Genomic DNA, 24,986 nt, shown 5'->3' with positions numbered 1-24,986 from the left:
TAGTCGTCGCGCACCTCGGCGACCATGCGCACCGCGCGGCGGCGGAGCTCAAGCGGGTAACGGGAAGGTCGTGCCATGACTCGATCCTTTCATGAAATCGAGTCTCCATTCGAACCGGGGCGGTTCAGTTGGAGCGTGCCTGCCTCCAGCAGGCTCTTACGGCAGCAGACCGGCCTGGCTCGCCCACTGTTGGAGATCGCCGCAGGTCGGGGAGGGTGCTCGAGAGCGATCAGCCAGAGTGATCAAGGCGCGGTGCAATTGGCTGCCGAGGTAGAAGAGCCAGCGGCTTGCTGGGCCGCTCTGGTAGGCAAGCAGACGGAACGCGGCGACGGCCATCCCCTCAGCGTCGTCGAGAAAGCGGTTCGGCGAGCCTGCCAAGAACTCGTAGTCCCGTTTAGAAGCTGTTGTCTTTTCGATCTTGAGCGGCGGCTTTCGAACGCGGGTTCCCGGTTGGGTGATCCTGCCGGGGTGAGGGCATGAAGGTAGGGCCTCCTGCACAGCTCATGGGTGTCGAATCCATACGAGCATCAGGAGGCCCTGTTGTCACAGTCTTCCGTGCTGGTGCCGGACGAGTCCAACTCGGCTGCTCCATCGTGTGAGTGCCTCGCGCACGTGTACGGCAACGCGGCCGACGGGCCCGAGCGGCAGCGCCGGTACCCGACGGACATGACGGACGCGGAGTGGGCCGAGGTCCGGCCGCTGCTGCCGGTGCCGGGCTGGATGCAAGGCCGGGGCGGCCGGCCCGAGGGCTATTGCCACCGGGCGATGCTGGATGCAATCCGCTATCTCGTGGACAACGGAATCAAGTGGCGGGCGATGCCCGCTGACTTCCCGCCGTGGGACCGGGTATACGCCTTCTTCCGCCGCTGGCGCGACCACGCCCTGGTCAAGGAGTTCCACGACCGGCTGCGCGGCCGGGTGCGCGAGAAGCTGGGGCGGGACGCGGAGCCGACGGCCGGGGTGATCGACTCGCAGTCGGTCAAGGCAGACGCCGTCGTCGGCGCGGACAGCCGCGGCTTCGACGGCGGCAAGCTGGTCAACGGGCGCAAGCGGCACGTCGTGGCCGACACGCTCGGCCTGCTGCTGGGCGTGATGGTCACCGCCGCGGATGTCGGGGACCGCACCGCCGCCCAGGTCCTGCTGGCGCAGGTGGCCGACGCGCACCACCGCCTCGCCCTCATCTGGGCCGACGGCGGCTACACCGGCAGCCTCGTCGAGCACTGCCTGGCCAGGCTCGCCCTGGTCCTGGCGATCGTCAAGCGCAGCGACGACATCCGCGGCTTCGTCGTGCTGCCCAAGCGGTGGATCGTGGAACGCCTCTTCGCCCACCTGATGCGAAGTCGCCGCCTGGTCCGCGACTTCGAACGCCGCACCACCAGCGCCGAGGCGATGGTCTACTGGTCGATGACCCTGCTCATGACCCGCCGCCTGGCCCGGACACGCCCGCAGCCAGCGTGAACCGGCCCGGCGCCGGCTCGGCCAGCCAGCCGCGCGCGACCAGGCGTTTCGCCTTCGACCGCAGCGCCTCCACCCGCGCCGGCACCACGTCCATACCGAAGGTGGCGGCCATCTCCTGGCAGGTCAGCGGTCCTTGATGGAGCCGGACCCGATCGGCGAGGACCTGCAGGATGCGCTGGTAGTCCACCGACAGCACCGACCAGGCCAGCCCCTCATGCCACACCGGCACCTGCGACTTCGGCTTCGCCGCATCCCCGGCCGCCGACCGCGTGTCCGCGTCCCGCAGACCCCCGGTGACCTCCATGTCGATGGTGTTGCCGCGGTCCGGGGCCAGCACCGTATCGACCCGCCTGCGGGCGATCGCCCACTCCTGCCACTCCTGCTCGGCCGCGGCCAACTCGGCCTGGATGCGGTCGGCCTCCTCCCGCAGCTCGTCCACACGGCGACGGGCAGCGAGCTCGTGCTGTTCCAGCAACCCCACCACCGACGGCATCCACGACCTCCACGGGAACGACGACACGACAGGCCACCACTCCCACCAGATCGCCGCCCCTATGCCCGACCAGCGAAAACGCCGTCCTCAAGCCCGGAAAGACAACAGCTTCTCAGGCGTTTCCGAAGGTCAGCGCACCCTTCCCCGTGGTTTCAGCGGGACCGGCGGGAGCTCCGGAGCGGGCAGCGGAGCGCCGTCGTACCCCTTCACCTCACCGAACCGTGTCCCTTCCATCCAGTCCCGGCGGGCCTGTGCGATCTCCTCCTGCGACCGTCCGATCCAGTTCCAGAACATGATCAGCTCCTCCTCGAACGGCTCGCCGCCCAGGAGCATCAGGCCCGCGTCCGACTCGGCGCGCAGGGGGAGTTCGGTGCGGCCGCAGCCGAGGTAGAGCATCGAGCCGGGCAGGACGGGGACGCCGTCGACATGGGCCTCGCCGGACATGGAGAGCACGGCGTACTCGAAGTCCGGGTCCAGGGGGAGGCGTACGTCCGCGCCGCGGGTCAGGGCCAGGTCCGCGCCGGTGATCGGGGTGTACGCCGTTCCCGGTGAGGTCGCGCCGTCGAGGTCGCCCAGGATCAGGGTGGCCGTCAGACCCGGTGCCGTGACGGTGGGCAGTTCGGCGTGGTGCTCGAAGTGCGGGTCGGTGTGGCGGTGGGCCTCCGGAAGGGCGACCCACAGCTGGGCGCCGTGCAGGAAGCGGGCGTGGGACCTGGGGCTCTCCTCGGAGTGGCTGATGGCCCGGCCGGAGGTCATCAGGCCCAGTTCGCCCGACCGGATCAGCTGCAGGCTGCCGGTCGAGTCGCGGTGCAGCACCTCGCCCTCGTGCAGCCAGCTCACCGTCTGCAGGCCCATGTGCGGGTGCGGGGGCACCTGCATGCCGGGCTCGTCGGCGATGTCGTCGGGGCCGTAGTGATCGACGAAGCACCAGGCACCCACCATGCGGCGTCCCAGGTTCGGCAGCAGCCGGCGCACCTCGGTGGACTCGCCGAGCTTGACGCGCCGGGGGCTGAGGAGTTCACGCACGGGTTCCGCCACCACGAAGCCGCGGCCGCCGCACACCGCGGGAACCGCCTCGCGATCAAGATTGCTCATGCCGTCCAACCTAGTCCCCTTCAGTTCCGTGGGGTCGTTCCGACGGAGCCCCGAAAGTAGTGGAATATTAAACCAACGGGGTCCGTTGTCGGGCGGGAAGGACCAGGAAGGAGGCCGCGAGTGGAGACGGCCGAGACGTACTACGACCACGGGACCCCGGCCGAGCGCTGGGACCGCGCCCGGATGTTCTTCGACGCCCGTGACTACGCCGGTGCGGCGCGGGTGCTGGCGGAGCTGGCCGAGGAGGTGCCGGAGCAGACCGGGCCTCGGCTGCTGCTGGCGCGCGCCTACTACCACTCGGCCCAACTTCGGCGCGCCGAAGCCGAGTTGCGTGTCATCGTCGAGCGTGACCCGGTGGAGCACTACGCCCGGCTGATGCTGGGCCGGACCCTCGAGCGCCAGGGGCGCCACGCGGAGGCCGAGACGCATCTGCGCATCGCCTCCGCCCTCGCCGGCGACTTCCCGGGCGTGTGAGCCGAACGCGGGAGCGGGGCGTCAGAGGGGCGTTGCCGCACGGAGGATCAGGAACAGGGTGACCGCCGAGTTCGCCGAGGACATCGCCGAGACCACCGCGCCCGCGGCGGCGCCCCAGACCGCGGCGCCGATCGCCGTGAAGACCGGCGGCCAGCGGCGGACGGCGGGCGCCGGTGCCAGCAGGGCGGCGACCCGGCGCGGCACCGGCCCGGTGGCGGCCAGCGCGGCGAGGGTGGGCGTGGGCGCGGCGGACGACAGCAGGGCCGCCTTGCCGATCGCCCGCGCGACCACGCGCCGGTCGCCCACCACGCGGGCCGCCTCCTCGTCGGCCCAGCGCTCGGCGGTGTAGACGACGGCGGAGCGCAGCGGCCGCAGGAAGGGGTTGGCGCGGGCCGCCAGGTGGACGGCGAGCAGGTGGCGGTGGTGACGGGCCGCCAGGTGGGCGCGTTCGTGCGCGAACAGGGCGCGTCGTTCGGCCGGGGCGAGGCCGCCGAGCAGTGCGGTGGTGACGACGATCCTGCCGGGGGCGCCCGGGAGGGCGTAGGCGTACGGCGTGGCGTCGGGCAGGACGGCGACCGGGGCGCCGCGCAGTCCGGCCAGGGCCCGCCGGGCGCGCCGGGTCACCCGCCGGTGGCGCCACAGGGTGCGCCCGCACGCCGCCGCGACCAGTCCCAGGGCGGGGATCGCCGCGCCGCCCGCGACACCGTCGTGCGGGACGGCGGCCCTGACCTCGGGGTCGGCCCAGCCGTCCGGAAGCGGGTTGCCCGGCAGCTGCGCGGTGCCGACGACCATGAGCAGGGCGAGGCACAACGTGCTGCATCCGGCCATGACGGCGGCCACCCAGGTCAGCAGCCGGGTCGCGGTACGCGGGTGGAGGTGCAGTTCGGCCAGGCGCGCCACCGGCCAGGCGGACAGCGGCAGCACCAGTGGCAGGAAGACGAAGAGCCCCATGGGGCGTCAGTGTTCCGTACCGCCGTCCGCCGTGGGTGGCGCGGTGTTCCCGCGGCTCGTCCGCCCCTCCGGCCCCTGTGCGTCCGCGGTCTCCAGCAGTGCGCGCAGCACCTGCTCGTCGTCGGGCGGAAGCGCGGTGACGAAGCTGGTCAGGACCGCCTCGCGGTCGCGTTCGCCGTCCAGCAGGCGGCGCATCCGCAGCGCCGCGAGCCGTGCCACGTCGGCGGTCGGCGTCCACACGAAGGAGCGACCCCGGCGCTCGCGGGAGACGACGTCCTTGGCGAGCAGGCGGGTCAGGATGGTGACCACGGTGGTGTAGGCGAGGTCGCCGCCGAGCCGTTCCTGCACCCAGGCCGCGGTGACCGGACCGTCCGCCTCGCGCAGCGCGCCGAGGACCTGGCCCTCCAGCTCGCCCTGCCTGCGCCGGGCCCGCCGGTGTGGCGTGGTCATGTCCGTCCTCCTTCCGGCGTCGGCGTGTCGCACCACGCTACTTCACACCGGCGGCGCCCCCGCGGGTCTTCGCGTCCCTGCCGGGGCCGGGGCGGATCCAGCAGGGGCCAGGACGGTCCCAGCCGGACCCGGGGCGGATCCAGCAGGGACCAGGGCGGCCCCGGCCGGGCGCGGCGCCGTGGCTCCGCCGCCCCTCCCCCGCCGGCGGGCGATCCCGCCGGGTACGACGGGTACGACTTCGGCGGCTAGGAACGCGGCGGGCGGGATGCCGGCAGCGGCACGGGCGTCCGAGGGCGACGGCCGTGTCACGCGGGTCGGACGGCGGGGCCGTACCGCCCCGGCGCGAGGTCCTCTGCGCGAGCGGGCCCGGACCCGCGCCGCCGCCTGCCGCGGAGGCCGGCCGTCAGCCCCGGTACGCCTCCAGCAGCCGCAGCCACACCTCGCTGATCGTCGGGTACGACGGCACCGCGTGCCACAGCCGCTCGACCGGAACCTGCCCGGCGACGGCGACGGACGCCGAGTGGAGCAGTTCGCCGACGCCGGGGCCGACGAAGGTGACGCCGCGCAGGATCTCCTCGTCGAGGTCGACGACCATGCGGGCGCGGCCGCGGTAGCCGTCGCCGTACAGGGACGCGCCGGCGACCGAGGAGAGGTCGACGTCGACGGCGCGGACGCGGTGACCGGCCTGTTCGGCCTCGGCGAGGGAGAGGCCCACAGCGGCGGCCTCCGGGTCGGTGAAGACGACCTGGGGAACGGCGTGGTGGTCGGCGGTGGCGGCGTGGGCGCCCCACGGGTCCGTCTCCAAGAGGGGCGCGCCCGCCGCGCGGGCGCCGATGGCGTCGCCCGCGATCCGGGCCTGGTACTTGCCCTGGTGGGTGAGCAGGGCGCGGTGGTTGACATCGCCGCACGCGTACAGCCAGGTGCTGCCCTCGACCCGCAGGGTGTCGTCGACGGAGAGCCAGGAGCCGGGCTCCAGGCCCACGGTCTCCAGGCCGATGTCGTCGGTGCGCGGAGCGCGCCCGGTGGCGAAGAGGATCTCGTCGGCCTCGAAGCGGTCGCCGCCGCCGGTCACGGCCACCACGGTGCCGTTCTCGCGGGTCACCGACTCCACCGCGGTGCCGGTACGGATGTCGGCGCCCGCGTCGGTGAGGGCCTCGGCGACCAGTTCGCCGGCGAAGGGCTCCATGCGGGACAGCAGCCCCTTGCCGCGGACCAGGACGGTGACCTGGGAGCCGAGGGCCTGGAAGGCGGTGGCCATCTCGGTGGCGACGACACCGCCGCCGACCACGATCAGCCGCTCCGGCACCTCCTCGGCGCTGGTGGCCTCGCGGCTGGTCCACGGCCCGACCTCGTCGAGGCCGGGCAGGCCGGGCAGCTTGGCACGGGTTCCGGTGCAGACGGCGACGGCGTGCCGCGCGGTCAGCGTCCTGACCTCCCCGTCGGCGCCGGTGACCGTGACCGTACGCCTGCCCGCCAGCCGGCCCCGCCCGCGGTACAGGTCGGCGCCGATGCCGTCCAGCCACCGCACCTGCCCGTCGTCGTGCCAGTGGGAGGTGTACTCGTCCCGGCGGGCGAACACCGCGGCGGCGTCCAGAGGGCCCTGCGCCGCCTGGCTCAGGCCGGGCAGACGGCGGGCGTCGGCGCGGGCGATGACCGGGCGCAGCAGGGCCTTGCTGGGCATGCACGCCCAGTACGAGCACTCGCCGCCGACCAGTTCGCTCTCCACGATCGCGGTGGACAGTCCGGCCGCGCGGGTGCGGTCGGCCACGTTCTCGCCCACGGGTCCGGCACCCAGCACCACGACGTCGTACGCGATGGTTTCCGTTTCCGTCATGGGGTCAGTCTGGTGGGTGGTGTGCGCGGTGGCCACATGGGTACGTGCGCGGAATACCCGTAGGGTCGGCCCTGTTGTGCCGACGGCCTCGTCCCGCACCGGGAAGCCCCCACCAGGAAAGCCACCAGGAAGAAGGAACACGCCATGAGCAGCACCGTGGAGCTCACCAAGGAGAACTTCGACCAGATGGTCACCGAGAACGAGTTCGTTCTCATCGACTTCTGGGCCTCCTGGTGCGGGCCGTGCCGTCAGTTCGCCCCGGTCTACGAGAAGGCGGCCGAGGACAACCCGGACCTGGTGTTCGGCAAGGTGGACACCGAGGCTCAGCCGGAGCTGGCGGCGGCCTTCGGGATCCAGTCCATTCCGACGCTGATGATCGTCCGGGACCAGGTGGCGGTGTTCGCGCAGCCGGGCGCGCTGCCCGAGGCCGCGCTCGCGGACGTGATCGGGCAGGCCCGCAGGCTGGACATGGAAGAGGTCCGCAAGGCGGTCGCCGAGCAGCAGGCACAGGGCGGGCAGCAGGGCTAGGTCCCCTCGTCGAACTCCCGCCCGCCGCGCGACGCTCCCCCGGCCCGGCGGCGGGGAGGTGCCCCCGGGCACGCACTCCCCGAGCTCTCGGCTTCTCCCCCAGGTTCTCGACTCCGCTCGAACAGGGGAACCCCATGAGCAACAGGGGAACTCCATGAGCAGAGGGGGGCATCCCCATGAGCAGGGGGGCTTCCATGACGGACGCCGCGCGGCCCGTCCTCCGGGCGGACGGCGGGAACGCGGCGACAGGGCTCGATGCGGTGGCAGAGCGGCCGGCATGCGGTGGCAGAGCGGCCGGCATGCGGTGGCAGAGCGGCCGGCATGCGGTGGCAGAGCGCCCGGTGGGGCCGCTCAGCTGGACTCGCGGTGGATCACCCGCGCGCCCAGCACCGGGTGTCTCTCGGGCGGGGCGCCGGGGTCGCGTACGGCGCGGTCGACCAGTTCGGCGAGGTCGCGGACCGAGGGCAGGTCGGTGTGGACGGTGCTCAGCCGGGGCCGCAGCAGCCGGCCGAGCATGAGGTCGTCGGCGCCGATCACGGCCGTCTCCTCGGGGATGCGCAAGCCCTCGTCCTGCAGGGCGCGCATCAGCAGCATCGCGTACTCGTCGTTGTAGGCGAACACCGCGTCCAGGCCGAGGTCGCGCCAGCGGGCGGCGAGGCGGGCCGCGCGGTCCTCGTCGTAGCCGAGGGGCAGTTCGGTGACGTAGGCGCCGGTGCCCTCCAGGGCCCGTCGCACGCCCGCCAGGCGTGGGCGGGAGAACACCTCCAGGCCGCTCTCCTCGGGCACGACCACGCCGATGCGCCGCCGGCCGCGCTCGTACAGGTGGGCGCCGGCCGCGTGGCCCACGCTCTCGTGGTCCATGAGCAGGGCGTGGGCGCCCTCGACGGCCTCGGGGCCGAGGGTGACCACGGCCCGGGCGCCGGAGCGCTTGAGCACCGCGACGCCCCGGGGGCCGAGCCCCGAGCCGGGCACCAGGACGGCGACCGGCCGCAGTTCCGCCCAGGCCCGGGCGGCCTCGTCGCCGTGCGGGCCGGCGGTGCCGTGCTGGACGACGGTGTAGTCGAGGCGGCCGAGCGCCCCCTGGAGTTCGTTCAGGAACCGGCCGTAGAGCGCGCCGGCCGGAGCGGACGGGGCGGGCATCAGGACCATACGGCTGTGCCCCGCGCGCAGGCTGCGGGCCGCCGCGTGCGGCACGTACCCGAGCTCCTCGGCGGCCTTGTGGACGCGGCGGCGGGTGGGCTCGCTGATGCGTACGGCCCCGGTGTTGTTCAGGACGTAGGAGACGGTCGCGCGCGAGACGCCGGCCAGCCGGGCCACGTCGGCGCTCGTGGGCACCGAGCGCGGTACGGGCGGCGGGGGCGCGGCGGGTTTCGGTATCTGCACCATGACGTACCGCATCTTGGCAGAAGCCGCGGACTACCCGTCAGGAGGGTCAACTACCGGAAGCCCAGCCGAAGTTGAAACCCAAACGGCATGGGGCCCACTACTCCCGCGCGGTGCGGGTGACCCGGGCGACCAGGTCGTACCAGCCGGCCTGCAGCCGCTCCATCGGCATCCGGCACTGCTTGGTCAGGTGGTGGATGAGAGGGGGGTCGAGGTATCCCATCAGCGTGTGGGCGAGGAGTTCGCTGTCGGCGTCCGGGGCCGCCTGCCGCAGCAGCATCACGACGTGGGCGTGGCGGACCCGGCGGGGCGGCACGACGTAGCGGCGGTCCGGGCAGGGTTCGGCCGCCAGTTGCAGTTCCAGGTCGTCGGCGGCGCGGCGCAGTGCGGCGCAGCCGAAGGCCCGCAGCCGCTCCACGGGCGGCGCGCCGGGACCCATCGGGGGCTCGCCGCTGAGGAAGGCCGCCTGGAACTTCCTCTCGGAGTGGTCCAGCAGCGCGGTCAGCAGGCCGGTGCGGTCGCCGAAGCGGCGGAAGACCGTGCCCTTGCCCACCTGGGCGGCCGCGGCCACCGCCTCCATCGTGACGCCGGCCGCGCCGTGCTCCGCCACCAGCCGCGCGGCGGCGTCCAGCAGCCGGGCGCGGTTGCGGGCCGCGTCGGCCCGCAGGCCGGGCTCGTCCCCACCGGTGCCGATGTCGAGCAACACGGGCGTCGCCACAGGCTTCTGGGGCTCCTGAGGCTCGGTGAAGGGCGGCAGGACGCGGGACATGAGGACAGCGTAAGGCATGGGGAAGAAAACTGGACCGCGGTCCGGTTGTTCTGCTAGAAATTTAAGCGGACCCCGGTCCGCTTCATTATCGCCCTGTCTCCCCCCAATGGAGCCCCCATGTCTGTTCGCATCCTCGCGCTCGTCGGCAGCCTCCGCGTCGGTTCGCACAACCGTCAGCTCGCCGAGGCCGCGGTGAAGCTCGCCCCGGCGGGCGCCGAGGTCGTGCTGTACGAGGGCCTGGCCGACATCCCGTTCTACAACGAGGACGTCGACGTCGAGGGCGGCGTGCCGGCCGCCGCCGCCCAGCTGCGCGAGGCCGCTCAGGCCGCCGACGCCTTCCTGCTCTTCTCGCCCGAGTACAACGGCACCATGCCGGCCGTGCTGAAGAACGCCATCGACTGGCTGTCCCGCCCCTACGGCGCCGGCGCCATCTCCGGCAAGCCCGTCGCCGTCATCGGCACCGCCTTCGGCCAGTACGGCGGCGTGTGGGCGCAGGACGAGGCCCGCAAGGCCGCGGGCATCGCCGGCGGCAAGGTGGTCGAGGACATCAAGCTGTCCATCCCCGGCTCCGTGACCCGCTTCGCCGAGACCCACCCGGTCGACGACGCCGAGGTCGCCGCGCAGCTCACCGAGGTCGTCACCCGGCTGCAGGGCCAGGCCGGCGACGCGGCGGCCGCCTGAGCCACCCGTCGGGGCCGGAGCCTGCCCGGGCTCCGCCCCCGACGCGCTCGCACCACCTCTCAGTCCAGCTCCGCCAGGCGCCTGACGGCCCGGGAGGCGAAACGGTCGATCCACCCGGCCGGCTCCCCGACGCGCGGGGCGAGGATCACGGTGTCGACGCCGAGCCCGGCGTACCCCTCCAGGTCGCGCAGCAGCGCGTCCAGGTTCTCCCCGGTCGCCGCCTCGCCCGTGTACACGAACGTTTTGCGGATGCCGTCGTAGTCGCGCCCCACGCTGTCGCAGTGCCCGCGCAGCACCTCCAGTTTGTGCCGCAGCTCCTGCGGCGAGGAGGGGATCAGGTTGCACGCGTCGGCGTACTGGGCGACCAGGCGCAGCGTCTTCCTCTCCCCACCGCCGCCGACCATGATCTCCGGGCGGGGAGAGCTCACCGGCGGCGGCACGCACAGGGTCTCGGCCAGCCGGTAGTGCCTGCCCTCGAAGGGGCCGTCGTCGAACGGGTCCCACATCCGCAAGCAGATCCGCAGCGTCTCCTCCAGCCGCTCGAAGCGCTCGGCGAGCGGCGGGTACGGCACGCCGAGACCGTGGTGCTCACGCTCGTACCAGGCCGCCCCGAGGCCGAGCACGGCCCGGCCGCCGGACAGCACGTCGAGCGTGGTGGCGATCTTGGCGAGCAGCCCGGGGTGCCGGTACGTCACTCCGGTCACCAGGGCGCCCAGCCGCACCGTGGAGGTCTGCCCGGCCAGGAAGCCCAGGGTGGTGTAGGCCTCCAGCATCGGGGCCTCGGCGCCGCCGTTGAACTCCATCTGGAAGTAGTGGTCCATGACCGAGATCCAGCTCAGCCCGGCCGCCTCGGCCGCCTGACCCGCGGCGGCCAGTTCGGCACCGAGGGCGGGCGCGCCGCCCGGGTGGCCGAAGCGGTTGATGTGCACGCCGACCCGCATGTCCGTCTCCCTCTCCGAGGGCCTTCACCGACTGTTACGACGCTAGTTCCTCGAGCGCGCTCCAGGTCGAGGACCGCCGCCGGGTCCGGGTGGGTACACGGGGAACGGCCGCACGAGCGGCCGCTTCCCCGTACGAGGAGACGCCCATGACCCAGGCCCCGCCCCCGTTCGACCCCGAGCTCGCCGCCGCGCTGGATGCCGTGGAGGACGTACGGCCGGGTCTGACCCCGCAGGACATCCGGGCCGCCCGGCAGGCCCTCGCCCTCGGCGCGGCGGCCGGGCCGGACCTGACCATGGACGGTGCCTTCGCGGTGGAGGACCGTACGGTGCCGGGGCCCGGGGGCGCGCCCGGCGTCCCGCTGCTGGTCTGCCGGCCCACCACTGCGCCGGGCGGTGCGGCGCGGCCCGTCCTGTACTACGTGCACGGCGGCGGCCTCGTCGTCGGGAACAACCGGCTCGGCGTGGACACGGCGCTGGCCTGGGCGAAGGAGCTGGGCGCGGTCGTGGTGTCGGTGGAGTACCGGCTGGCGCCCGAGCATCCGCACCCCGCGCCGGTCGAGGACGTGTACACGGGCCTGCTGTGGACGGCGGAGCACGCCGGGGAACTCGGCGGCGACCCGGAGCGCGTCGTCATCGCGGGCACCAGTGCGGGCGGCGGTCTGACCGCCGCGCTGGCCCTGCTGCTGCGGGACCGCGGCGGACCGCGGCCGTTCGGCCAGATGCTGATGTCCCCGATGCTCGACGACCGCAACGACACGCCGTCCGCCCACCAGATGGCGGGCGTCGGCCTCTGGGACCGCACGGCGAACGAGACCGCGTGGACGGCACTGCTCGGCGACCGGCGCGGCGGACCCGGCGTGCCGCCGTACGCCGCCCCCGCCCGTGCCGCGGACCTCTCCGGCCTGCCCCCGGCCTTCCTCGACGTCGGCTCCGCGGAGACCTTCCGCGACGAGGTCGTCACCTACGCCTCCCGCATCTGGCAGGCCGGCGGCGTCGCCGAGCTCCACGTCTGGCCCGGCGGCTTCCACGGCTTCGACGCCCTCGCCCCCGGGGCGGCCCTGTCCCGGGCCGCCCACACGGACCGGCTGGACTGGCTGCGCAGGCTTCTGGGGAGGTGAGCAGGCCCCTCGCGCATCCGGGCCCGGACTCGGTCGCGCGTCCGAAACGGGGTACCCGGGCCGGGCGAAACAGGCGAGAGGGCGGCCGGCATGAACGACGATCCGCACAGCGACGAGCCGATCACCTTCCCCGACCTGACCGTCTTCAACCCCGCACCGGTGGCCGTGGCCCTGTGCCGCGGGCCGGAGCATGTCCTGGTCTACACCAACGACACCTATCGGCGCCTCTTCGGTGCCCGTCAGTACGGTGTCCCGGCCCGGCAGCTGCTCACCGACCTGAAGCAGCAGCAGATCTTTCAGCTCATGGACACCGTCTACAAAACGGGTGAGCCGGTCGTCATCGGCCCGCAGAGCCCGATGACCCTGCGGGACGAGCGGGGAGTGATCCGTGACCGGTGGTTCAACATCAGCCTGTCGCGCTCGGCCCTGCAGATCCCACCCGGTGAGCCGACGGGTCCCGGGGACCACGGGGTACTGGTGGTACTCGTGGACGTCACCGGTGAGGTGACCGCCAAGGAGGCCGCCCACGAGCAGGCGGAACAGCGGCGGCGCGCCCTGCTCCGCTACCAGAGTCTGGTCGCGGTGAGTGCCCAGATGGTGTGGGTGGCCGACCCCGAGGGGCAGGTGGTCCAGCTCAGCTCCGGGTGGCGCCGGGTCACCGGCATGCCCGGGGACGAACTGCTCGGGTCGGGCTGGCTGGACAGCGCCCACCCACGGGACCGGGCCGGGCTCGCCGAGGACTGGCACCGGGCGGTGCGCACGGAGCCGGACCTGTTCGAGCACCGCTACCGGATACGGCACCGGGACGGCACCTACCGGCACTGTGCGCTGCGGGTCGTGCCGGTCCGCGAGCACGGCGGCGTCACCGAGTGGGTGGGCGCCTGCGCCGACATCGAGGACCAGTGGCTGCGCGAGCGGCGCAACGACCTGCTCGGCCGGGCGTCGATGGCGGTGTCCGGGCCCGGCCGGCTCGAGTCGGTACTGGAGGCGCTGGGGCGTGTCGTCGTGCCCGAGCCGGCGGACGCGTGCGGCGCCTACCTGCTGCCCGAAGGCGTACGTCCGCAGGCGGCCGGTCCGCTGATGACCACGCACGTCGCCACGGTGACCGGCCCCCGCCTGCCGTCCTTCCCACCCGACGGGAGGCTGCGGGGCGCGCTTCCGGGCGGCCCGTTCGACCATGCGGTACGGCAGGGGCGTACCGTCCTGCGCCGCGTCGGTCCCGCCGGCCTCACCGACACCGACGTGCCGCCGGGGGCGGCGGCATGGGCGCGGGCCGCCGGGATACGGGAGGTCGCCCTGCTGCCGGTGGCCGTGCTCGGCGAGATCCAGGCGGTCGTCGCCCTGTACGCCGCGGACCGTGACCCCTTCGACCCGGAGGAGATCTCCCTGGCCGAGGAGGTCCTCGACCGGACCGCGCCTGCCTTCGGCCGGATGCTGGAGCTGCAGCGCACCCGACGTGTCGCCCTCGCCCTGCAGGAAGGCCTGCTGAGCGACCCTCCAGAAGTGCCCGGGGTGGACATCGTGGCCCGCTACGCGCCCAGCACCGCCGCGAACGAGGTCGGCGGCGACTGGTACGACTCCTTCGTGATCCCCGACGGCGCCACCGCGCTGATCATCGGCGACGTCTCCGGCCACGATCTGCAGGCGTCCGTCACCATGAGCAAGATGCGCAACATGCTGCGCGGCATCGCCGTCGACCGGCGGGAGCCCCCAGGGGACGTACTGCGCCGGCTCGACAGGGCCACCCGGCTGCTGGGCCCCGAGGAGTGCCTGGCCACGTGCGTCTACGCCAGGATCGAGGAGGCCGCGGGCGGTGGCCGGCGGCTCGGCTACAGCGTCGCCGGGCACCCGCCGCCGCTGCTGGTCACCGCCGACGGCCGGGCCCGGTTCCTGGAGGGCGCCCAGGACGTCATGCTCGGCGGGCTCAAGCCCGACGGCCTTCCGCGCGCCAGTGCCGCCGAGCCCCTGGAGCCCGGCAGCACCGTCCTGCTCTACACCGACGGCCTGGTCGAGCGGCCGGCCGAGCACCTGGACCAGGGGCTCGAACGCCTGCGCCGGCGCGCGGCCGCGCTGGCCCGCGCGCCCCTGAGCGCGTTCTGCGACGACCTCCTGCGGGAGGCGTCCACGGTCAGCGGCGACGACATCGCCCTCCTCGCCGCCCGCCTGCCGGCCGCGGCGGGCTGAGCGGGTCCCTGCGGGCGTTGAGCGGCGGCGACGTGAACTCTTCGGCCGCCCGGTCGGCGGTCGCCGTGCGCTCTGTGGCGGTCGCGGTCGCGACTCCCCCGGCCGCACGAGTTCCGCGGCTTCCCCTGTCACCGCCTCGGCCCTGTCACCGCCTCGGCCTCGCGGCGGGGGCGGGGGGCTCCGCCCGGCGGATGCCGGAGTGCCGAACAGCCGGCAGGCCCGGTCGCCGACCGGGCCTGCCGGGACACACCCCCGTCCTGCCCCGCCGGCGTCGTCCTGCCGGGCGGTCACACCGACACGAGGCAGACGCCCAGCGCGATCAGGATGCCGACCTTGGCCAGTTCGAGGGCCACGTAGGCCAGGTGGCCGCGGGAGCGGGGGCCCTCCTCGCCGGCCAGGACCCGGTCGGACCTGCGGTTCAGCCGGGGGCGGACGAAGACCAGCTGGGCGAGGAGCACCGCGGCCACGGCCGCGGTGAGTCCGACGACCGACGCCGGGGCCGCGCCCACGGCGACCGCGACGATCATGACGACGGCCAGCACCGTCTCCACCAGGTTCAGCGCCCGGAAGACCAGCCGGCCGATGCCCAGCCCGACGGGGATGGTCACGCCGGGGGCGCGGAACTTCAGCGGGGCCTCCAGGAAGGAGATGGCCAGCACCATGCCGAGCCAGACGAAGGTGACCGCGCTCGCCAGGGCGGCCGACGTGGTGTTCATGTCGATGCGTTGCCTTTCGGTCGTGTCACGCGGCGGGTGCCTCGCTCGGGCGGGCGGCCAAGTGGGCCAGGCAGGAGTCGGGTTCGGCGAACGGCTCCAGACCGGTCGCGGCCAGCGGGGCGCGCAGTTCGGCCAACGCCCCCTGCATCAGCCCCAGATGGACCGGGCATACCAACTGTCCGTATTCTTCGGCCAGTTCGAGGAAGGGGCAATGCCGCAGCCGGATCCGCTCCGGCGCCTTCCCGGCGCCGCCGCCCTCGGGTTCGGGGGCGAAGCCCAGGTCGTCCAGCAGGGCGACGAGCCGGGCCGCCGAGCGCTCGGCCGTCGGCTGCTGCGAGGGCGGCAGCGGGTCGACCAGGAAGCCGCCCCACGCGCGGCCCGCCTCCGTCGCGGCCTCCCGCGCCCCGGGGCCCTGGGAGGCCAGCTGCCCGAGCAGGATCTGCGCCAGGAGCCGGTAACTGCGCGTCCCCCTGCGGTCCATGCCGGGCCGGGGGGCGTAGACGGTACGGGGGCGGCCGGGTCCCGAGGGTGCCTCGACCTGCCGTACGACCAGGCTCTCGGCCACCAGGGCGTCCAGGTGGAAACGGACGGTGTTGGGGTGGACCCCGATCCGCTCGGCCGCCTCCGCGACGCCCAGCGGACGGGCGGCGGCGCGCAGCACGTCCAGCACCTCGCGGCGGCGGGGGCTCTCCCGTGGGACGGTCACGTCCAGTCACCTCATTTCACCTGCGGCGGTCGGTTTTTCACGAATCCTACATGTAATAATCGTAGGCCCGGGACGAGGCCCGGACGAAAGAGGGGTGCGCCATGACATCGCCTTCCGCGCGCGGCACCGGGCCGGCCGACGGGGCGGAGCCGGAACCGCGGGTCCTGTGCGACGCCCGGGCCCTGGCCGACGCTCCGCCGGTACCGGCCGGTGTGCTGTGGAAGCTGGACGAGCCCGGACGCCAGCTCGACGCGAACGTCGTGCGCCTGGCGCCGGGGAAAAGCGTCGCACCGCACCGCGAACCGGACCTGGACGTCCTGCTGTTCGTCGTCGCGGGCAGCGGCGTACTCGGCGCGGGCACCGGCGACGAGCCGCGGCGACTGGACGAGGGCGTGGCGGTCTGGCTGCCGCACGGCTCCACGCGCAGCCTCACCGCCGGCGAGGACGGACTGGCCTACCTCACCGTCCACCGCCGCCGCCCCGGCATGTGGATCCGTCGCCGCGACGACGCCTCCTGACCGGCCGGCACCCGCCTCCGGCGACCGGTGCGGCACCCGCCCCCGGCCGTACGCGGGTCGAGCACCGTACGCCCGAAGTCGGCGCGCTCCGGGGGACGTTCTAGGGTTCCCTCCGTGACTGCCTTCAGCAACTTCCCCGACTCCACCGACTCCACCGACGAGAACGTTCCCGGCCGGTACGGCCCCACCGCCACCACCGAGGCCGACCCCCGCCGGGTCGGCCCGGTGCGCACCGAGTACACGCCCGCGCACGACGGCGACCCGGACCCCGGTGAGATCGTCTGGACCTGGGTGCCCTTCGAGGAGAACGACGGCCGGGGCAAGGACCGTCCGGTGCTGGTGGTGGCGCGGGAGGCCGCCGGCACGTTCCTCGCCGTGCAACTGTCCAGCAGGGCGCACGACGGCGCAACAGGGGGCGCGGCGCAGCCGCTCCAGCGGAGCCGGGGCTTGCCCCGGTGGGTGGCGATCGGGAACGGGCCCTGGGACCGCTCGGGCCGGGACTCCTGGGTGGACGTCGACCGGGTGCTGCGCCTGCACGAGGACGGCATGCGCCGCGAGGCGTGCGCGCTGGACCGCATGCGCTTCAACCTCGTCATACACCGGCTGCGGGAGCGCTACGGCTGGGCCTAGGACCGGTTCCAAGGGCCCCGGCGGACCGCCCGCCGGGGCCGGGCCGCGCGCCTCCGGAGTCGCGAATCAGGCGATTCGGCGCCAGGATTGTCACGATCTGTACCCTTGTGCGGATCGGTCGGAGGGTTTTGGCTGGGACGGTGTGACGCCGGCCCGGCCCACCGACCCGGGCCGGTGACGTGCTGGAATCGCAGGAGGATCCTGACATGTCCGATTCGGCAAGTGGCTGTACGGGCCCCCGTACAGCCGTCACCGAAGCCGAGGCCGAGGCCCTGGTCAACGGCATCTGTTTCAAGACCGGACCGCCCCGCCGTCTCGGCGTCGAAGTGGAATGGCTCGTCCACGAGCTGCGCACACCGCGGCTCCCCGTGACACCCGAACGTCTCGAAGCGGCCTACGCCGCACTGCGGACCGTGCCCCTGAGGTCGGCGCTCACCGTCGAACCCGGCGGCCAGCTGGAGCTGAGCTCGCCGCCCGCCGCCTCCCTGATGGAGTGCATCGGCACCGTCTCCGCGGATCTCGACGCCGTCCGCGCCGTACTGGCCCAAGGCGGCCTCCGTCTCGTCGGCCTCGGCCACGACCCCTGGCACACTCCCCGCAGGTTCCTGCGCGAGCGGCGCTACGACGCCCTGGAGGCCTGCCTGGACCGCGGCGGCCCGGCCGGGCGGCACATGATGTGCGCCTCGGCGTCGGTGCAGGTGTGTGTGGACGCCGGCCACGAGGAGCCCGGCCCGCTCGGCCACGGGCGCCGCTGGTGGCTGGCGCACCAGCTGGGCGCGGTGCTGGTGGCCGCCTTCGCCAACTCCCCGCTGCTGGGCCGGAGGCCCACCGGCTGGCTCTCCACCCGGCAGCTGATGTGGACGGAGATCGGCCCCGGCCGGGCCGGCGCTCCCCCGCTGGACGGCGCTCCGCGCACCGCCTGGACCCGGCACGTCCTGGACGCGCCGGTGATGTGCGTACGGCGCGACAACGGCCCCTGGGAGGTGCCGGAGGGGCTGACCTTTCGGCAGTGGGCCCGTGCTCGCCGCCCGAGGCCGCCGACCAGGGAGGACCTCGACTACCACCTCACCACGCTGTTCCCGCCGGTCAGACCGCGGGGCCACCTGGAGCTGCGCATGATCGACGCGCAGCCCGGCGAGGACGGGTGGATCGTGCCGCTCGCGGTCACGGCGGCGCTGTTCGACGACCCCCAGGCGGCCGAGACCGCCTACCGGGCGGTCAAGCCGCTCACCGAGCGCTCCGGGCCGCTGCCCGCGCCGCACAACCCGCTGTGGACCGGGGCGGCCCGCACCGGGCTTGCCGACCCCGAGCTGCACGAGGCCGCCGTCGCCTGCTTCACGGCCGCCCTGGAGGCCCTGCCCCGGCTCGGCGCCACCACCGAGGTCACGGACGCCGTCGCCGCGTTCCAGGACCGCTACGTCCGCAAGGGCCGCTGTCCCGCCGACGACCTGCTCGAACGACTGCGCGGCACGGACGGTCGCGCCCACGGGAAGGACACAGCGACATGACCGACCCCGCCCTCGACGCCGACGCACTGCGCGACCGGGCGCTGCGCTCGCTCACCACGGCCCGTGACCGCACCACCCTGCTGACCACCTGCGTGGAGGACCCCGACCTCACCGCCCAGCACTCGCCCCTGATGTCCCCGCTGGTGTGGGACCTCGCCCACATCGGCAACCAGGAGGAGCTGTGGCTGCTGCGGGCGGTCGGCGGCCGGGAGGCCCTGCGCCCCGAGATCGACAGCCTCTACGACGCCTTCGAGCACCCGCGCGCCGAACGCCCCTCCCTGCCGCTGCTCGCACCCGACGAGGCCCGCGCCTACGCGGCCGAGGTGCGCGGCCGGGCGCTGGACCTGCTGGAGTCGACCGACTTCCACGGCACGCGGCTGACCGAGGCCGGCTTCGCCTTCGGCATGATCGCGCAGCACGAACAGCAGCACGACGAGACCATGCTGATCACCCATCAGCTCCGCAAGGGCCCGCGGGCCCTGACCGCGCCCGACCCGGCCCCGGCGCCGCTGTTCACCGGCCCGGCCGAAGTCCTGGTCCCCGGCGGCCCGTTCACCATGGGCACCTCCACCGAGCCGTGGGCGCTGGACAACGAACGGCCCGCGCACGTGCGCGAGGTGGCGCCGTTCCGGATCGACACGACTCCGGTGACGAACGGCGCGTACCTCGCGTTCGTCGAGGACGGCGGCTACACCGACCCCCGCTGGTGGACACCGGACGGCTGGGCCCACGTACGGCGGCACGGGATCACCGCGCCCCTGTACTGGCGGTGCGACGGCGGGCAGTGGCTCAGGCGCCGCTTCGGCGTCACCGAGGCCGTACCGCCCGACGAGCCGGTGCTGCACGTGTGCTGGTACGAGGCCGACGCCTACGCCCGCTGGGCCGGGCGCCGGCTGCCCACCGAGGCCGAGTGGGAGAAGGCGGCCCGCCACGACCCGGCCACCGGCCGCTCCACGCGCTACCCGTGGGGCGACGCCGACCCCGCGCCCCAGCACGCCAACCTCGGCCAGCGGCACCTGCGCCCGGCTCCGGCCGGCAGCTACCCGGACGGTGAATCACCGCTCGGCGTACGGCAGTTGATCGGGGACGTGTGGGAGTGGACGGCGAGCGACTTCCTCCCCTACCCGGGCTTCACCGCGTTCCCGTACAAGGAGTACTCGGAGGTGTTCTTCGGGCCGGAGTACAAGGTGCTGCGCGGCGGTTCGTTCGCCGTGGACCCGGTGGCCTGCCGGGGCACGTTCCGCAACTGGGACCACCCGGTCCGGCGGCAGATCTTCTCAGGGTTCCGCACGGCCCGTTCGGAGGATGCCTGATGTGCCGTCACCTGGCGTACCTGGGACCGGAGGAACCGCTCGGCCGGCACCTCGTGGAACCGTCCCACGGCCTGTACCGGCAGGCGTGGGCGCCCCGGCACCAGCGGTACGGGACGGTCAACGCCGACGGCTTCGGGGTGGGCTGGTACGCCGAGGGCGACCCGGTGCCGGCCCGCTACCGCCGGGCCGGTCCCGTCTGGGCCGATCTGTCCTTCGCCGACCTGGCCCGGGTGGTGCGCACCACGGCGCTGCTCGCGGCGGTGCGGGACGCGACCCTCTCGGGCGCGGACGCAGAGGCCGCGGCGGCGCCGTTCGCCGCGGACCGCTGGCTGTTCAGCCACAACGGGGCCGTCACCGGCTGGCCGGACTCGCTCGCCGCGGTGTCCCGCACCCTGCCGCCCCGGGACCTGCTGGAGCTGGAGGCACGCAACGACTCCGCGCTCGTGTGGGCGCTGGCGCTGGCCCGGCTGCGGGCCGGTGACGAGGCGGGGCAGGCGCTCGCCGACACCGTGCTGGAGGTCGCCGCGGCGGCCCCCGGCTCGCGGCTCAACCTGCTGCTCACCGACGGCGCGACGATCACCGCAACCGCCTGGGGCGACACCCTGTGGTACCTGGCCGAACCCGGCCGCCGCACGGTGGTGGCCTCCGAACCCTACGACGACGACCCGCGATGGCTCCGGGCCCCCGACCGCACCCTGCTCGCGGCGAGTCGCACGGACGTCCTGCTCACCCCGCTCAAGGACCTCACCGAGGACCTGGCATCCGCCCCATACGAGGAGCCCCGTACGTGAGCGATTTCCATGTCACCCGCACGCTGCCCGAGGACTCCACGGCCGCCGCGCTGCGCGCCGACGTCCTGCACGGCCTGACCTCTGCCCCCAAGTGGCTGCCGCCGAAGTGGTTCTACGACGCGCACGGCAGCGAGCTGTTCGAGCGGATCACCGAACTGCCCGAGTACTACCCGACGCGCGCCGAACGCGAGATCCTCGCCGGCCGCGCCGCCGAGATCGCCGTCGCGCTCCCCGCCCGCACCCTGGTCGAACTGGGTTCCGGCTCCTCGGAGAAGACGCGCTACCTGATCGACGCGCTGACCGGCCTGCACACCTACGTCCCCGTCGACGTCAGCGGCACCGCGCTGGAACAGGCCGGGCGGGCGCTGGCCGCCGAGCGGCCGGGGCTGCGCGTGCACGCGCTGATCGCCGACTTCACCGCCGGCCTGACCCTGCCCGACACTCCCGGCCCGCGGCTGCTGGCGTTCCTCGGCGGCACGATCGGCAACCTGCTGCCCGCCGAACGCGCCGGATTCCTGACCCAGGTGCGCGCCCTGCTCCGCCCCGGCGACGCGCTGCTGCTCGGCACGGACCTGGTCAAGGACGAGGAGGTGCTGGTCAGGGCGTACGACGACGCGGCCGGGGTGACGGCCGCGTTCAACAAGAACGTCCTGAGCGTGGTCAACCGCGAACTGGGCGCCGACTTCGAGCCGGACGCCTTCGACCACGTGGCGCTCTGGGACTCCGGCAGGGAGTGGATCGAGATGCGGCTGCGCTCGCGCACCGCGCAGACCGTGAAGGTGCCCGCGCTCGGTCTCGCCGTGGACTTCGCGGCGGGCGAGGAGCTGCGCACCGAGGTGTCGGCGAAGTTCCGCAAGGAGGGGGTGCGCGAGGAACTGGCCTCTGCCGGACTGGAGTTGGCGCGGTGGTGGACGGACGGCGAGGGACGCTTCGCGCTGTCGCTGAGCGTGGTGCGGTGAGATCGCCGGCCGGGGTGGGCGCTGTTTCCGGGCCGTCACCCCGGTCCGGGCCGTCACCCCGGCCCGCACCGTTACCCCGGCCCGCACCGTCACCCCGGCGCCAGTCGCTCGGTGATCCGCTGTGAGGCGCGGCGGGCCTCGGTGGCCGGGTCGGCTCCGGAGAGCACCTTCGTCATGTACTCCTTGATGGGGTTGTCGGCCTCGACCGCCGCCCACTGCTCCGTGTTGGGGGTCGCCCGGCCGTGCGCGGCGCCCGCCGCCATGGCCGCGACCCCCTCCTCGCCCGCGACGGCGTCGGCGAGCGTCGTCTTGTTGGGGACGTAGTTCATGGTGCGGGCCAGGTCGGTGTTCCACTTGGCGCCGGTCAGGGCGGCGACGACGGCGACGGCGCCGTCCCGGTCGGTGGTGTTCCTGGGCACGACGAGGTCGGAGCCGCCGGTGAAGACGGTGCCCGGCCGGGCGGCGGTCCTGCCGGGCACGGGGAAGAAGCCCAACTTGTCCTTGAGGGCGGGGTTCTGCTGCACGACGGTCCGGGCGAGGCCGGGCACGGCCACGATCTGGGCCACCTGACCGCCCGCGAACACCTCGGCCTGCGGCGGGTGTTCCTCGTCGGCGTCGACCGGGCCCCGGCCGAGCGCCTGCAACTCCCGGTAGAAGTCCATGCCGCGCAGCGCGGCGGGGGTGTCCAGGGTGCCCTTCCATGCGTCGTTGCCCTGCTGGGCGAGGTCGCCGCCCTCGTCCCAGATGAAGCCGGAGAGCGTGTACCAGTCCTGTCCGGCCAGGTAGATGCCCTGGTTGCCGCCGGTGTTGAGCTTCTCGGTGGCGGCGATCCACTCGGCCCGGGTGCGCGGCGGGGAGGAGATGCCCGCCTCCTCGAACAGGTCCTTGCGGTAGACGACGACCCGGTTGGCCGCGTACCAGGGGATGCCGTACTGCGCGGAGTTGTCCAGCCCGGGTTCGGCCAGGCCGGGCAGCCAGTCGTCCATGCCCCAGTCCCGCATCGACTCCAGGGTGAGGTTGGTCAGCCTGCCGCCCTTGGCGTACTGCGCGACCTGCGTGTTGCCGACCTCGATGACGTCGGGGCCACCGCCGCGGGAGTCCGCCCCGAGGGCGGCCTGCACCTTCGGGCCGATGCCGGTCCAGTCCTGGATGCGGATGTCGAGGCGCAGGTCGCCGTGGGTGCGTTCGAAGTCCTCGGTGAAGCGGCGCAGGAAGTCGTCCGACGCGCTGCCCTTCATCAACCACACGGTGACGGTGTGCCGCCCGCCGTCCCGCGACAGCACACCGCAGGCACTGATCAGACAGACGGAGGAACACAGCAGGGCGAGGAGGCGACGACGTCTCACGAGGGGGGTCCTGTTCTGTACGAGGCGACGAAGGCGTCCGAGGCACAGGGAAAGGGGCCCGACGTGGGGGGAACGAGCAGGGGCTCGCGCCGGTGGCTGGAATCTTGGTACAGACCAATGCCGGGGTCAAGGGGAGGGGATCACACGGAGCGCGGCTGACCGGCCGCACGCCTCGCGCTCCACCTCCGCATACGGCACGGTGGAGTGACGCGCGCCACACGCAGTCCGCAGTCCGTCGAGAGGAGCACCCGCATGCCCGAGCACGTCTACCGGGTCACGGAGATCGTCGGCAGCTCGCACGAGGGCGTCGACCAGGCCGTCCGCAACGCCATCGCGCGCGCCTCGCAGACCCTGCGCCACCTGGATTGGTTCGAGGTGACCCAGATCAGGGGCCAGATCGAGAACGGGCAGATCGAGAACTACCAGGTGGGCCTGAAGGTCGGCTTCCGGATCGAGGACACGGGCTGAGGAGACGCGCTGAGGACATGAGCCGAGGAGACGCGCTGGGGGGACACGAGCCGGGGCACGGGCCGGCAGCGGCGGCCGCTCAGGTCCGCCCCTCGCACTCCTGCGCGGTCCTCAGCTCGGCCGACGGGGCCGCCCAGCGGGCGCGCAGGACGTGGAACCCCGCCCGTTCGGCGTCCTCGCACACCAGCCCGTCGTCGTCCACGAGGACACGGATCTCCCGGTCGCGGGCGAGCCGGCGCAGGACCTCCAGCTTGGTGCGGCGCGCCGGCCTGCGGTCGGCGTCGCGCCGCATGTACACCCGCCCCTCGGGCAGCCCGTGCGCGGCGAGCCAGTCCAGCGTGTCCGGGCGGCACCGCTCGGGCCGCCCGGTGAGATAGACGATCTCGCACTCGACGGCACTCCTCCGGAGCAGCTCGACGCCCTGCTCGATCGGCGGGTCCGCGGGCGCCGCGGCGAAGAAGGCGTCCCAGTCGCGGGGCCGGCGCTCGAGGAACCGCTGCCGGTGCGCGGTGTCGGCGAGGGTGTTGTCCAGGTCGAACACGGCGAGCGGCCGTCTGCTGCTGTCCGTCACGGTCCCAGCGTAATGAAGCGCGATGGAGCGACCCCCGTCCGGATGCGGGCCGGGGGCCCACGCCCGATGCTGGGTACATGTCCGGACCACTGCCCGTGATCGTGCACCCGCCTTCCCCGACGGGCGGTCGGCGCGTGCGCGTGAACGGCGAGATACTGGGGCTGGCCTACAGCGTCGCGGACGTCGCCGAGTTCCTGCACCGCGCGGGCCTCGAGGTCGACCCGATGGAGGTGGCGGTCTCCCCGCTCATCGACTGGCGCGGAGGCGGCCCGGAGTACTGGGGCCCGGAGCCCCGGAACCCGCCCGGCCGACCGCTCCGGAGCCCGTCCGACTGACCGCCACGGAACCCGTCCGGCCGACCGCCACGGAACCCGTCCGGCCGACCGCCGCAGGGATCCGCCGGGGAAACCTGCCCCGGGAATCCTGGGGACGCCCCCGCGTTGAACCGGGTGTGAGCTCCCTGATCGCCTCCACCCGCTTCTCCGTCCTCGACCGCTCCCGCACCCGCGAGGGCCACCCGCCCGCCGAAGCCCTGCGGGACACGATACGGCTGGCGCGGGAGGCGGAGGCCCTGGGCTACCACCGCTTCTGGGTCTCGGAGCACCACGGCGTACCGGGCGTCGCCGGCTCGGCGCCGACGGTACTGGCCGCCGCGGTCGCCGCCGCGACGTCCACGATCCGGGTCGGCACCGGCGGAGTGATGCTCCCCAACCACCAGCCTCTGGTCGTGGCCGAACAGTTCGGCGTCCTGGAATCGCTGCACCCCGGCCGCATCGACATGGGCCTCGGCCGCTCGGTCGGCTTCACCGACGGCGTACGCAAGGCCCTGGGCCGCGACAGGCACGCGGCAGCGGACTTCGCGGCGCAGCTGGCCGAGCTCCTCGGCTGGTTCGACGGCACGTCGCCGACCGGCGTCCGCGCCCGCCCCGCCGAGGGCCTGCGGGTCCCGCCCTTCGTCCTGGCCTTGAACGAGGGCGCGGCCATCGCCGCCGAGGCGGGCCTCCCCCTGGTCATCGGCGACCTGCGCGACCGCGAGAAGATCCGGCGCGGCATCGACACATACCGCGCGGCCTTCCGCCCCTCCCCCTGGGCACAGACCTG

Annotated in this window: 27 protein-coding genes; 15 read left to right on the top strand and 12 right to left on the bottom strand. The window is 73.8% G+C overall.

All coding sequences use genetic code 11. The features are described from left to right. Positions 1 to 540 precede the first annotated feature (540 nt). Complete coding sequence (locus C1I97_RS08165) at positions 541 to 1,458, top strand: IS5 family transposase (protein WP_220040810.1); 918 nt, start codon at positions 541 to 543, stop codon at positions 1,456 to 1,458. Here C1I97_RS08165 and C1I97_RS08160 read toward each other — a convergent pair. After that, complete coding sequence (locus C1I97_RS08160; protein WP_111002550.1) at positions 1,415 to 1,951, bottom strand: hypothetical protein; 537 nt, start codon at positions 1,949 to 1,951, stop codon at positions 1,415 to 1,417. The two genes, C1I97_RS08165 and C1I97_RS08160, sit on opposite strands and share 44 nt — an antisense overlap. Before the next feature lie 129 nt (positions 1,952 to 2,080). Then, positions 2,081 to 3,046, bottom strand: a complete 966-nt coding sequence (locus C1I97_RS08155) for a pirin family protein (RefSeq protein ID WP_111002549.1) — start codon at positions 3,044 to 3,046, stop codon at positions 2,081 to 2,083. A gap of 183 nt (positions 3,047 to 3,229) precedes the next feature. Between C1I97_RS08155 and C1I97_RS08150 the strand changes: the two genes are divergently transcribed. Beyond that, positions 3,230 to 3,520 carry a tetratricopeptide repeat protein gene (locus C1I97_RS08150; RefSeq protein WP_111002554.1) on the top strand — a complete coding sequence of 97 codons (291 nt, stop codon included), beginning with the start codon at positions 3,230 to 3,232 and terminating at the stop codon, positions 3,518 to 3,520. Positions 3,521 to 3,541: 21 nt separating this feature from the next. Here the strand turns inward: C1I97_RS08150 and C1I97_RS08145 are convergent, their stop codons facing one another. From C1I97_RS08145 to C1I97_RS08130, 3 genes are all read right to left on the bottom strand, one after another. Next, complete coding sequence (locus C1I97_RS08145; protein WP_111002548.1) at positions 3,542 to 4,471, bottom strand: M56 family metallopeptidase; 930 nt, start codon at positions 4,469 to 4,471, stop codon at positions 3,542 to 3,544. 6 nt (positions 4,472 to 4,477) lie between these two features. Further along, positions 4,478 to 4,921, bottom strand: coding sequence for a BlaI/MecI/CopY family transcriptional regulator (locus C1I97_RS08140; RefSeq protein ID WP_111002547.1), 444 nt, complete (start codon positions 4,919 to 4,921; stop codon positions 4,478 to 4,480). A 403-nt stretch (positions 4,922 to 5,324) separates the two neighbouring features. After that, positions 5,325 to 6,755: a dihydrolipoyl dehydrogenase family protein gene (locus C1I97_RS08130; protein WP_111002553.1), complete on the bottom strand. Its 1,431-nt coding sequence runs from the start codon at positions 6,753 to 6,755 to the stop codon at positions 5,325 to 5,327. A 144-nt stretch (positions 6,756 to 6,899) separates the two neighbouring features. Here C1I97_RS08130 and trxA point away from each other — a divergent pair, with 144 nt between their 5' ends. Then, a complete protein-coding gene (gene trxA, locus C1I97_RS08125; RefSeq protein ID WP_111002546.1) occupies positions 6,900 to 7,283 on the top strand; it encodes a thioredoxin in 384 nt (127 codons plus the stop codon). Positions 7,284 to 7,634: 351 nt separating this feature from the next. On the opposite strand, the gene C1I97_RS08120 is transcribed toward trxA, so the two are convergent. Together C1I97_RS08120 and C1I97_RS08115 are read right to left on the bottom strand one after the other, a co-directional pair. After that, a complete protein-coding gene (locus C1I97_RS08120; RefSeq protein ID WP_111002552.1) occupies positions 7,635 to 8,669 on the bottom strand; it encodes a LacI family DNA-binding transcriptional regulator in 1,035 nt (344 codons plus the stop codon). Positions 8,670 to 8,766: 97 nt separating this feature from the next. After that, on the bottom strand, positions 8,767 to 9,435 hold the full coding sequence (locus C1I97_RS08115; RefSeq protein ID WP_111002551.1) for a TetR/AcrR family transcriptional regulator: 669 nt from the start codon (positions 9,433 to 9,435) through the stop codon (positions 8,767 to 8,769). Between the two features lie 117 nt (positions 9,436 to 9,552). Here C1I97_RS08115 and C1I97_RS08110 point away from each other — a divergent pair, with 117 nt between their 5' ends. Further along, positions 9,553 to 10,116, top strand: coding sequence for an NAD(P)H-dependent oxidoreductase (locus C1I97_RS08110; protein ID WP_111002545.1), 564 nt, complete (start codon positions 9,553 to 9,555; stop codon positions 10,114 to 10,116). A 59-nt stretch (positions 10,117 to 10,175) separates the two neighbouring features. Here the strand turns inward: C1I97_RS08110 and C1I97_RS08105 are convergent, their stop codons facing one another. Further along, the gene (locus C1I97_RS08105) at positions 10,176 to 11,057 is read right to left on the bottom strand and encodes an LLM class F420-dependent oxidoreductase (protein WP_111002544.1); all 882 of its coding nucleotides are present in this window, start codon (positions 11,055 to 11,057) and stop codon (positions 10,176 to 10,178) included. A gap of 146 nt (positions 11,058 to 11,203) precedes the next feature. Here C1I97_RS08105 and C1I97_RS08100 point away from each other — a divergent pair, with 146 nt between their 5' ends. After that, positions 11,204 to 12,175 (top strand): alpha/beta hydrolase, encoded by a 972-nt coding sequence (locus tag C1I97_RS08100; RefSeq protein WP_111002543.1) that lies wholly within the window; start codon positions 11,204 to 11,206, stop codon positions 12,173 to 12,175. Between the two features lie 90 nt (positions 12,176 to 12,265). Further along, complete coding sequence (locus tag C1I97_RS08095; RefSeq protein WP_111002542.1) at positions 12,266 to 14,359, top strand: SpoIIE family protein phosphatase; 2,094 nt, start codon at positions 12,266 to 12,268, stop codon at positions 14,357 to 14,359. A gap of 287 nt (positions 14,360 to 14,646) precedes the next feature. Here C1I97_RS08095 and C1I97_RS08090 read toward each other — a convergent pair whose 3' ends face one another. Together C1I97_RS08090 and C1I97_RS08085 are read right to left on the bottom strand one after the other, a co-directional pair. Continuing rightward, positions 14,647 to 15,075, bottom strand: a complete 429-nt coding sequence (locus C1I97_RS08090) for a hypothetical protein (RefSeq protein WP_111002541.1) — start codon at positions 15,073 to 15,075, stop codon at positions 14,647 to 14,649. Between the two features lie 25 nt (positions 15,076 to 15,100). After that, positions 15,101 to 15,781: a helix-turn-helix transcriptional regulator gene (locus tag C1I97_RS08085; protein WP_111002540.1), complete on the bottom strand. Its 681-nt coding sequence runs from the start codon at positions 15,779 to 15,781 to the stop codon at positions 15,101 to 15,103. A 101-nt stretch (positions 15,782 to 15,882) separates the two neighbouring features. On the opposite strand from C1I97_RS08085, the gene C1I97_RS08080 reads away from it, so the two are divergent. From C1I97_RS08080 to egtD, 6 genes are all read left to right on the top strand, one after another. Further along, a complete protein-coding gene (locus tag C1I97_RS08080) occupies positions 15,883 to 16,299 on the top strand; it encodes a cupin domain-containing protein (protein WP_111002539.1) in 417 nt (138 codons plus the stop codon). 114 nt (positions 16,300 to 16,413) lie between these two features. Beyond that, entirely contained in the window at positions 16,414 to 16,929 is a 516-nt protein-coding gene (locus C1I97_RS08075; RefSeq protein ID WP_111002538.1) for a type II toxin-antitoxin system PemK/MazF family toxin, read from the top strand. A 206-nt stretch (positions 16,930 to 17,135) separates the two neighbouring features. After that, positions 17,136 to 18,437: an ergothioneine biosynthesis glutamate--cysteine ligase EgtA gene (gene egtA, locus C1I97_RS08070; RefSeq protein ID WP_111002537.1), complete on the top strand. Its 1,302-nt coding sequence runs from the start codon at positions 17,136 to 17,138 to the stop codon at positions 18,435 to 18,437. Beyond that, positions 18,434 to 19,750, top strand: coding sequence for an ergothioneine biosynthesis protein EgtB (gene egtB / locus C1I97_RS08065; protein ID WP_111002536.1), 1,317 nt, complete (start codon positions 18,434 to 18,436; stop codon positions 19,748 to 19,750). The genes egtA and egtB overlap by 4 nt, the downstream gene beginning before the upstream one ends. Then, positions 19,750 to 20,541 (top strand): ergothioneine biosynthesis protein EgtC, encoded by a 792-nt coding sequence (gene egtC / locus C1I97_RS08060; protein ID WP_111002535.1) that lies wholly within the window; start codon positions 19,750 to 19,752, stop codon positions 20,539 to 20,541. The genes egtB and egtC overlap by 1 nt, the downstream gene beginning before the upstream one ends. Beyond that, positions 20,538 to 21,500, top strand: coding sequence for an L-histidine N(alpha)-methyltransferase (gene egtD, locus C1I97_RS08055; RefSeq protein ID WP_111002534.1), 963 nt, complete (start codon positions 20,538 to 20,540; stop codon positions 21,498 to 21,500). Before egtC ends, egtD begins: the two co-directional genes overlap by 4 nt. A gap of 89 nt (positions 21,501 to 21,589) precedes the next feature. Here egtD and C1I97_RS08050 read toward each other — a convergent pair whose 3' ends face one another. Then, on the bottom strand, positions 21,590 to 22,846 hold the full coding sequence (locus tag C1I97_RS08050; protein WP_111002533.1) for an extracellular solute-binding protein: 1,257 nt from the start codon (positions 22,844 to 22,846) through the stop codon (positions 21,590 to 21,592). 252 nt (positions 22,847 to 23,098) lie between these two features. On the opposite strand from C1I97_RS08050, the gene C1I97_RS08045 reads away from it, so the two are divergent. Continuing rightward, a complete protein-coding gene (locus tag C1I97_RS08045) occupies positions 23,099 to 23,314 on the top strand; it encodes a dodecin (protein ID WP_111002532.1) in 216 nt (71 codons plus the stop codon). A gap of 79 nt (positions 23,315 to 23,393) precedes the next feature. Here C1I97_RS08045 and C1I97_RS08040 read toward each other — a convergent pair whose 3' ends face one another. After that, complete coding sequence (locus tag C1I97_RS08040; RefSeq protein ID WP_111002531.1) at positions 23,394 to 23,885, bottom strand: phosphatase domain-containing protein; 492 nt, start codon at positions 23,883 to 23,885, stop codon at positions 23,394 to 23,396. Positions 23,886 to 23,962: 77 nt separating this feature from the next. Here C1I97_RS08040 and C1I97_RS08035 point away from each other — a divergent pair, with 77 nt between their 5' ends. Together C1I97_RS08035 and C1I97_RS08030 are read left to right on the top strand one after the other, a co-directional pair. Next, positions 23,963 to 24,220: a hypothetical protein gene (locus tag C1I97_RS08035; RefSeq protein WP_111002530.1), complete on the top strand. Its 258-nt coding sequence runs from the start codon at positions 23,963 to 23,965 to the stop codon at positions 24,218 to 24,220. Positions 24,221 to 24,336: 116 nt separating this feature from the next. After that, positions 24,337 to 24,986, top strand: a 650-nt coding sequence (locus C1I97_RS08030) for an MsnO8 family LLM class oxidoreductase (protein ID WP_146608180.1), incomplete at its 3' end; no start/stop codon positions are given.

Source organism: Streptomyces sp. NTH33 (assembly GCF_003236365.1).
Taxonomy (GTDB): Bacteria; Actinomycetota; Actinomycetes; order Streptomycetales; family Streptomycetaceae; genus Streptomyces.
This window is presented reverse-complemented; position numbering and strand designations above follow the sequence as displayed.

Coding starts and splice junctions, on each gene's coding strand:
- C1I97_RS08105 (WP_111002544.1), bottom strand. CDS start 11,057: ATGCGGGTCGGCGTGCACATCAACCGCTTCGGCCACCCGGGCGGCGCG.
- C1I97_RS08155 (WP_111002549.1), bottom strand. CDS start 3,046: ATGAGCAATCTTGATCGCGAGGCGGTTCCCGCGGTGTGCGGCGGCCGC.
- egtA (WP_111002537.1), top strand. CDS start 17,136: ATGTCCGATTCGGCAAGTGGCTGTACGGGCCCCCGTACAGCCGTCACC.
- egtC (WP_111002535.1), top strand. CDS start 19,750: ATGTGCCGTCACCTGGCGTACCTGGGACCGGAGGAACCGCTCGGCCGG.
- C1I97_RS08095 (WP_111002542.1), top strand. CDS start 12,266: ATGAACGACGATCCGCACAGCGACGAGCCGATCACCTTCCCCGACCTG.
- C1I97_RS08035 (WP_111002530.1), top strand. CDS start 23,963: ATGTCCGGACCACTGCCCGTGATCGTGCACCCGCCTTCCCCGACGGGC.
- egtB (WP_111002536.1), top strand. CDS start 18,434: ATGACCGACCCCGCCCTCGACGCCGACGCACTGCGCGACCGGGCGCTG.
- trxA (WP_111002546.1), top strand. CDS start 6,900: ATGAGCAGCACCGTGGAGCTCACCAAGGAGAACTTCGACCAGATGGTC.
- C1I97_RS08045 (WP_111002532.1), top strand. CDS start 23,099: ATGCCCGAGCACGTCTACCGGGTCACGGAGATCGTCGGCAGCTCGCAC.
- C1I97_RS08140 (WP_111002547.1), bottom strand. CDS start 4,921: ATGACCACGCCACACCGGCGGGCCCGGCGCAGGCAGGGCGAGCTGGAG.
- C1I97_RS08100 (WP_111002543.1), top strand. CDS start 11,204: ATGACCCAGGCCCCGCCCCCGTTCGACCCCGAGCTCGCCGCCGCGCTG.
- C1I97_RS08160 (WP_111002550.1), bottom strand. CDS start 1,951: ATGCCGTCGGTGGTGGGGTTGCTGGAACAGCACGAGCTCGCTGCCCGT.
- C1I97_RS08115 (WP_111002551.1), bottom strand. CDS start 9,435: ATGTCCCGCGTCCTGCCGCCCTTCACCGAGCCTCAGGAGCCCCAGAAG.
- C1I97_RS08145 (WP_111002548.1), bottom strand. CDS start 4,471: ATGGGGCTCTTCGTCTTCCTGCCACTGGTGCTGCCGCTGTCCGCCTGG.
- C1I97_RS08130 (WP_111002553.1), bottom strand. CDS start 6,755: ATGACGGAAACGGAAACCATCGCGTACGACGTCGTGGTGCTGGGTGCC.
- C1I97_RS08080 (WP_111002539.1), top strand. CDS start 15,883: ATGACATCGCCTTCCGCGCGCGGCACCGGGCCGGCCGACGGGGCGGAG.
- C1I97_RS08150 (WP_111002554.1), top strand. CDS start 3,230: ATGTTCTTCGACGCCCGTGACTACGCCGGTGCGGCGCGGGTGCTGGCG.
- C1I97_RS08090 (WP_111002541.1), bottom strand. CDS start 15,075: ATGAACACCACGTCGGCCGCCCTGGCGAGCGCGGTCACCTTCGTCTGG.
- C1I97_RS08110 (WP_111002545.1), top strand. CDS start 9,553: ATGTCTGTTCGCATCCTCGCGCTCGTCGGCAGCCTCCGCGTCGGTTCG.
- C1I97_RS08120 (WP_111002552.1), bottom strand. CDS start 8,669: ATGGTGCAGATACCGAAACCCGCCGCGCCCCCGCCGCCCGTACCGCGC.